Annotated in this window: 4 protein-coding genes and 1 pseudogene; 2 read left to right on the top strand and 3 right to left on the bottom strand. The window is 36.0% G+C overall.

From position 1 onward, the window contains the following. Positions 1 to 69: 69 nt before the first annotated feature. Positions 70 to 372, top strand: coding sequence for a helix-turn-helix domain-containing protein (locus Xkoz_RS18755; RefSeq protein ID WP_099143457.1), 303 nt, complete (start codon positions 70 to 72; stop codon positions 370 to 372). A gap of 71 nt (positions 373 to 443) precedes the next feature. Here Xkoz_RS18755 and Xkoz_RS18750 read toward each other — a convergent pair whose 3' ends face one another. Beyond that, positions 444 to 2,057 carry an SIR2 family protein gene (locus Xkoz_RS18750; RefSeq protein WP_099143456.1) on the bottom strand — a complete coding sequence of 538 codons (1,614 nt, stop codon included), beginning with the start codon at positions 2,055 to 2,057 and terminating at the stop codon, positions 444 to 446. A gap of 600 nt (positions 2,058 to 2,657) precedes the next feature. On the opposite strand from Xkoz_RS18750, the pseudogene Xkoz_RS18745 reads away from it, so the two are divergent. After that, a pseudogene (locus tag Xkoz_RS18745) lies at positions 2,658 to 3,341 on the top strand (tyrosine-type recombinase/integrase); the annotation flags it as partial. A gap of 171 nt (positions 3,342 to 3,512) precedes the next feature. Here Xkoz_RS18745 and Xkoz_RS18740 read toward each other — a convergent pair. Together Xkoz_RS18740 and Xkoz_RS18735 are read right to left on the bottom strand one after the other, a co-directional pair. After that, a complete protein-coding gene (locus Xkoz_RS18740; protein ID WP_099143455.1) occupies positions 3,513 to 5,285 on the bottom strand; it encodes an ATP-binding protein in 1,773 nt (590 codons plus the stop codon). Beyond that, positions 5,282 to 6,310: an SIR2 family protein gene (locus Xkoz_RS18735; protein WP_099143454.1), complete on the bottom strand. Its 1,029-nt coding sequence runs from the start codon at positions 6,308 to 6,310 to the stop codon at positions 5,282 to 5,284. Before Xkoz_RS18735 ends, Xkoz_RS18740 begins: the two co-directional genes overlap by 4 nt. Positions 6,311 to 6,481: the final 171 nt, after the last annotated feature.

Genomic DNA, 6,481 nt, shown 5'->3' with positions numbered 1-6,481 from the left:
GAATGCTTACCGAGATCGATACCAATGAGTGTGACGTTTTGCATGATGACCTCTCCAGAAAAAAATACCCTGTCAGAGTATCGCTCACAAAGTAGGGGGCGACCATCTCATTATGACTGGCATCAAGCTGACATTATTGCTGCATTACGTAAGCGTGGTACGACCTTAGCGGCTGTTTCCCGTGAAGCGGGACTCAGTTCATCTACACTAGCAAATACTCTCAGTCGACCTTGGCCTAAAGGAGAGTGGATTATTGCTAACTATCTTGAAATACACCCATCTGAAATTTGGCCTAGTCGCTATTTTGATATGTGCGGTCAGCTTATTGAGCGAAAGGCTAGAAAAAATCCGACTAATAGTAGCCTAAGTTAAACAGATATTTTCTTGTGGGGGACTAAGCACCCCACTAGATATTTAGATATTTTCTTTTAATTAAGAAAATTTCAGTCACCTTGCGTTAAGAAATCTAAACTTACATCTCCATACATTAATAGATCAAAAGCTAAAAATAACTTTCTTAAGTCTGATTTTAAATTATCATTTTTAAATAATGGAAAAGCTTCTTCTTGAATATATTTCTTTAATTCATCTTTATTTATTGATTTTATATTTTTTATTATAACTAATAATTCTTTTTTATTTGATAAATTCTCGGATTTTATATCTTCGATTGAGCTAAACTCTCTCTTTGAGAATGTTTTATCCAGATGGACGGATTTAACTAATTTGTCTATTTTTCCATGTTCTTTTATTCTTTTTTCTATTTTTTTTATTTCTTTTTTTGATATATTAATATTGTGAAAATCACAAGATTTTATTAATTTAGAGAAAGGGGTTCTAGCATGAGGAGAGTAGTCGATAAGAAATTCAAGAGCTGATTTGTTGGGGATTTCATTTTTTTCAAATATATAATCTTCTAAATATCCAATTTCTTTCACTCTAATATAAACAAGTTGTTTATCACCTAATGCTACGACTAAGTTTTTACCAGAATTAGCATATTTTTCTAATTCATCCAAATCAGAAGGCGTGACTAATAAACTACCTAGATTTCCTTTCTCCCCTTCTTCTAGAATAAGTTGCTTTATTACCCTTTGATATCTAAGGATATCAAAGGGTGGCAATCCTTCATCTATGTTACTTATTTCATCATATATTTTTTTATAATTATCTGTTTCTATAGATGTATACGTTATTTGTGATTTATCATCTGTCCTATGTGTTTTTAAAATATCCATTTCATTTTTTTTGAATTCAATAAAAATAATTCTTTCAGCGGATTTTCTTTTATCTTCTTTTGGGAGCTGTGAAGAAAAATCAGTCAGTAGCTTTTTTACATTTCTATCTGTTAATGAATACCCAATAAAAATTATAGAGCTTTTTATCATGCTTGATAATATTTTCGCACTAATGAGTATCGATTTGTTATCATATATTTCATAGTCATAACTATTAATTACTATTGAATTAGGTAATTCTATATCTCCGTGTATTTTATATAGTTCACTCCATCCAACAGTATCATCAAAAAAACCTTCATTACCAATATACATTTTAGGTTCAACACGTTGTTCTGATAAAAGTGTTTCAATAAATGAATCGTAATTTGTTGTAATAATCATTTTTGCATTTTTTAAAAATTTCTTAAATGATTCAATTTCATCTTTTTTAATGTTTTGTTTTAAATTATTTTGCTTAAATCTTTGACATAAAGAATATTTGAACGGTGATATATCTTCATCAAAAACTCTTTTTGATGTTAATCCATCCAATGATATTTTTCCTGAGTTAAATAATCCATTAAATTTTTTTTCAATATAAGTTGCCGCGTCAGCATATACTTTGTGATTTAAATCAGAGTCATTTTGTTCTTCTTTATATTTATCCTTTATTTCCGATAAGTAATTATAAAAATCCTGACCATTATTATCAATTTTATTCCAGTATTCTTCCAGCAAATCAGACCATGTTGGAGAATTTTCCAAGTATCTTTTAGACATTCCAGACCCAATAAATACTATTGGGTAATTTTTGAAGTTAAAAATAGAGTCAGACATTTGAAGCCCTTTTCATAAAAATTAGCCGACCACTGGGATACTGCATATAGTAAAGCATACCAGATCACTTTTTCTAATACTTTGATCGTATCTTACTTAACTTTGTGAGATATGTAGATGTTCAAAAAATAACATTTGTTATTATTTATATCGTTATTATTTTTTATTGATTATATTTTATTTGTTATGGTTATGTTAGGCATAGTAATCATTGGTTAATTTTATAGTATGCCTTATTGACTCTGATAAAGTAATACTACAATGATACCACTACGGCAAAGTTAGATAATAAGGAGAAAGAGAAAATTTTTATTGGTGGAGATATCAATTCACGGAAAGATGAATTTAAAAGATAACAAAGTAATATGGGGGTATAATTGGGGGTATAGCAGATAATTGAACAAAATAAAATCATTTAAAAACAATTAACTAATTGTTTTTATTGAATCCTGTAGGGCATCGTAACGTCTTCCGAAGTCTACAAAATCCCAGTAAATCCGCAATCTTGGCCTTTTTCCCTTCTCCTGTAGTCTAGTAAGGTATGTTGAAATCTACGATCTTATAGGGGTACGTTCAGGTTCAATGAAGTGAGATACCCCCATGAAGCTAACAGCCCGACAGGTGGACACTGCAAAGCCGAAAGAAAAACCCTACAAACTTGCAGATGGTGGCGGACTATATCTATTGATTAACCCTAATGGCTCTCGTTATTGGCGGTTAAAGTACCGGATCGCAGGTAAAGAAAAATTGCTCGCATTAGGGGGATACCCTGAAATCTCCCTTGCCGAAGCGCGAACCAAGAGAAATGATGCACGGCGGACGCTATCGGGTGGTAATGATCCAATAGAAGAAAAGAGAGCAGAAAAGGCCGCCAAAGTATTTGCGGTCAGCAATAATTTTGAATCCATCGCTATTGAGTGGCACGAGTATAAACGCCCTAACTAGTCGAAAGGGTATGCCGAAGACATTCTGGAATATCTGAAAAAAGATATCTTCCCGTATATTGGTAAACGTGCTGTTACCGAGATTAAACCTGCTGAAATGCTGGCTGTGCTCCGAAAAATGGAACAACGCGGCGTTTTGGATAAATTGAAAAAAACCAGACAGGCCTGTCGGCAAATTTTCACCTATGCCGTTATTACCGGACGAGCAGAATTCAATCCCGTTACTGACCTTGCCAGCGCACTGAAAGCCCCCAAGCAAAAACACTTCCCACACCTTTTAGCCGACCAACTACATGATTTTCTTATCGCCTTGAGTGGTTATAGTGGCAGCCAAGTGACGTAATCAGCAACACGTATGCTGATGCTGACCGGAGTGCGTAGGCTTATTGGAAAATTACCGTACCGCTCCGATCTAGTTGTAAGGCCAACCGTCTTTTATGTATCGTAGGATAGTGTCAGGTCAAATCGCAGCTAATATATCTAAAACACCTGAAATATGCTCTTTCATTCTCTAATTCCAAAGAGATTCAATATCAATATCGTCACTGTCTGGCCTTCTACCATCAGGCATTTCATTGAATTGAACAACCATTGGGACATCGAATGATGTTCCTATAATTATCGAACAACCCTTTGAAAGATTAGGAATCATTTGTCGTGAGAGTTCATCAAGTGAACTAATCGTGTTCTCTAGCAACTTGAGGTCACGGTCATTGACTAAGCGATGAATAAAAAAATTATGTAGCTGAGACATAATAGTGGGTGAGATATCTGCTGGCCTCTGGCTTGACAAAGTTAAGAAGAAACCAAATTTACGACCTTCTTTGATAATTTCCTCAAATAATTCCAGACGATAATCCTTCCAACTCTCACTTTCACGACTCGATTGGGCCGACAGTATGTTATGAGCTTCATCAATTATCATGTGGAATGTTTGCTCTGGTGGACTCTGGTTCATAACCTTCTGCTTGTGTTCACCATAATAAAACTTAGCAAGCAAAAGTGGCATAACCTTCTTAATTTCCTGGTTAGTCTTTCGAAGTGATATCACTGACAGTAGCGTGTTTTCTGGTGATTCTTTTCCAACGTCAAACACACGATCTAGTGCCGTCAATGACGCTTCTACTCTCTTTAGTAGAGGTTGAATATGGTCGAACTGAACATAACCGCTAATGAGGTCAGAAAGAAGTTGGGTGTTGATTCTCAGCTTTAACTCATTGAATGGCGATAAATCTCTAATGTTGATGCCGTCTACATGTGCTTTGCAATAGTCATTGTACGTAGGGTCATTATCACCACCATCAAAATACTTTGCGGTGTCTGGGAAATACAATTTAGATTGGTTACCATGCCAGCCTATTTCCCTAACTTTTTCCTCTAGGTCTTGGGAGCCAACAAGTTTTGCAATCTCTTCAATCAGAGCTACAAACTCTTTCTTTTGTGCGGTACTTGTGAGAGCACGCTTGATAGTTGACTTGACGTACTTTTGCAAGCTATCTGGATTGTCTTTGAATTTGTTTTGACCAGAAACTATCCGCTTTAAGAACGGCTTCTGAGTGTTCTCTGTTGCTTTGAATAAGATTCCGAATAATTCTTCATCCCAGAACACATCGCTAGTGAGTGGAAATTTATCGCCACCATCATTGCGAGTATCTAGTTGGTATACCTTCTTATAATCGCCTTTTGGTATTAGCTGGTTATTCGTGTACTCTCCATTAAAGTCGATAACAACAAAGTGACTCTTGTTTATGAGCTTTGCTAGCTTATTGCGAAATAGCGTTGTGTATATGTTAGTCAGCGTATTAGATTTGCCACTACCCGTATTGCCGAAAATTCCTATATGAGTGTTGAATAGCTTTACCCAAGGTAACGATATAGGTATTTCTTCAGTAAGCGTTTTACCGACAACGAAGTTGTCGTCAGACTTTCCAAAGATAGATTTAACCTGAGAGTCACTCATTAAGTACGCGATATCAAGGATCATTGGCAGGTGTTTCATGCCTTCATGGAATTCATTGAACTGGAAATGTCCAATTGGTACTAACTCAATTTTACGGATATAGCAGTTGTTCTCTTCGTCTTTCAGTCGTTCATCTAGGTATTCGCCTTGAACTTTAGCAACGATATCCTTGAATCCACGACGAATCAAAATGAACTCTTGGATCGATACACCGTTGAATTTTTCGCCGTTATAGAACAACGTTTCGTTGTTGGACTCTTCGTATAATTTTACAGTGATATTAGTGCCTTTAACTGAAATTACTTCACCAATTGCTATAGTCATTTGACGCCACCAATTGCAGCGTCAAGCACTGGCTTCATAGTTTCTTCAGGCACAGGCTTGTTTAGTTTATTTACCGTGAAGTATTCATCATTGAAAAGCTTAAAATCTAATTTTCTATCTTCAGAGTAAATCAACTTAACATTTAAGTACTCTTTGAACATCTCCGACATCCAGTTTTTCGTCGACTCGTCATAGCACATTACGTACATAGTCAATGACGGATTAGACAATGCTCGCTGTACAAGACTGCGAATATGCTCGTCGGCAAAAGAGAAGCCGAAAGTAATTAATTCTGAATTAGGGCGTTCAAGCTCATAACTTAGGTGGCGAAGAATCTGATAGTAAGCCTCTTCAAAGACGGTTTCATGAAATTTCCACTTTGTGGGGTTAACGATAGGCATCTTTTTATAGTCCGGCCAAAATCGGTCAGAACGAAGTTTCGTTAAATCTGTTTCAGCAAATACATTCAGGTCATCAAGCGATTTTGCAGAATCATCAAGAATCACTTTGCAAGCATCTAGAATATCATTTTCGTCTTGATTGAAGTCTATGTTGTAACAGCTAGTGCCGTAATTAAGTTCAATATCACCATCTTTGTTGCCTTTCATCCAATGTATTGAGCCGTGAGCATGTAGAAGGTTTACTTGAGGAAGAAACTGTTCGTGACGGTCAAATACGCCTTTATTTACGATACGGTTATTGAAATTTCTTGTGTGGAAAGTACGCGCTTGAAAACCAGTGCTACCATCATTAACTTCGAACTGAGATGTTCTTTCTGCCATCAACTCTTCGCTAGCAATTTCAAAGCAATTATCGTAGTTAGTTGTGAAAATATTTGCTTTTTTGGCTGACGGTTTTTGCTTGTTTAAGACGTGGATTAAAGTGGTCATGAACCGCTTATATTCTTGGATAACGCTTTCTTTCTTTGTCGATCCAGAAGAAGCAGAAATACTTTTAGCTGAAACTGAAGGTAAACCAGGCTTAATACATTCTCGGTAGTACAACATGAACAGCAGTGTTGTCATTTCTTCGTTGCTTTCATATTTCTTTGCAAGTGTCTCGAATGTGCACTTATTACCATCTGGCCCTTTTATCTCTAGATAGTGTCGTCATGAGAAATTTCGTGCAATAATAATGCCCCACCATTCCATCATAAGAGTTGATTAACCATGAGTACACCTGCACACCGCCGCCAC

Origin of the sequence: Xenorhabdus kozodoii (assembly GCF_002632875.1) — a bacterium.
GTDB lineage: Bacteria > Pseudomonadota > Gammaproteobacteria > Enterobacterales > Enterobacteriaceae > Xenorhabdus > Xenorhabdus kozodoii.
Note: the sequence above shows the minus strand (reverse complement) of the source record. Positions and strands in the feature narration are given on the sequence as shown.

Excerpts from the sequence above, each read along its gene's own strand:
- Xkoz_RS18750 (WP_099143456.1), bottom strand. The coding sequence starts at position 2,057 with ATGTCTGACTCTATTTTTAACTTCAAAAATTACCCAATAGTATTTATT.
- Xkoz_RS18740 (WP_099143455.1), bottom strand. The coding sequence starts at position 5,285 with ATGACTATAGCAATTGGTGAAGTAATTTCAGTTAAAGGCACTAATATC.
- Xkoz_RS18735 (WP_099143454.1), bottom strand. The coding sequence starts at position 6,310 with ATGACAACACTGCTGTTCATGTTGTACTACCGAGAATGTATTAAGCCT.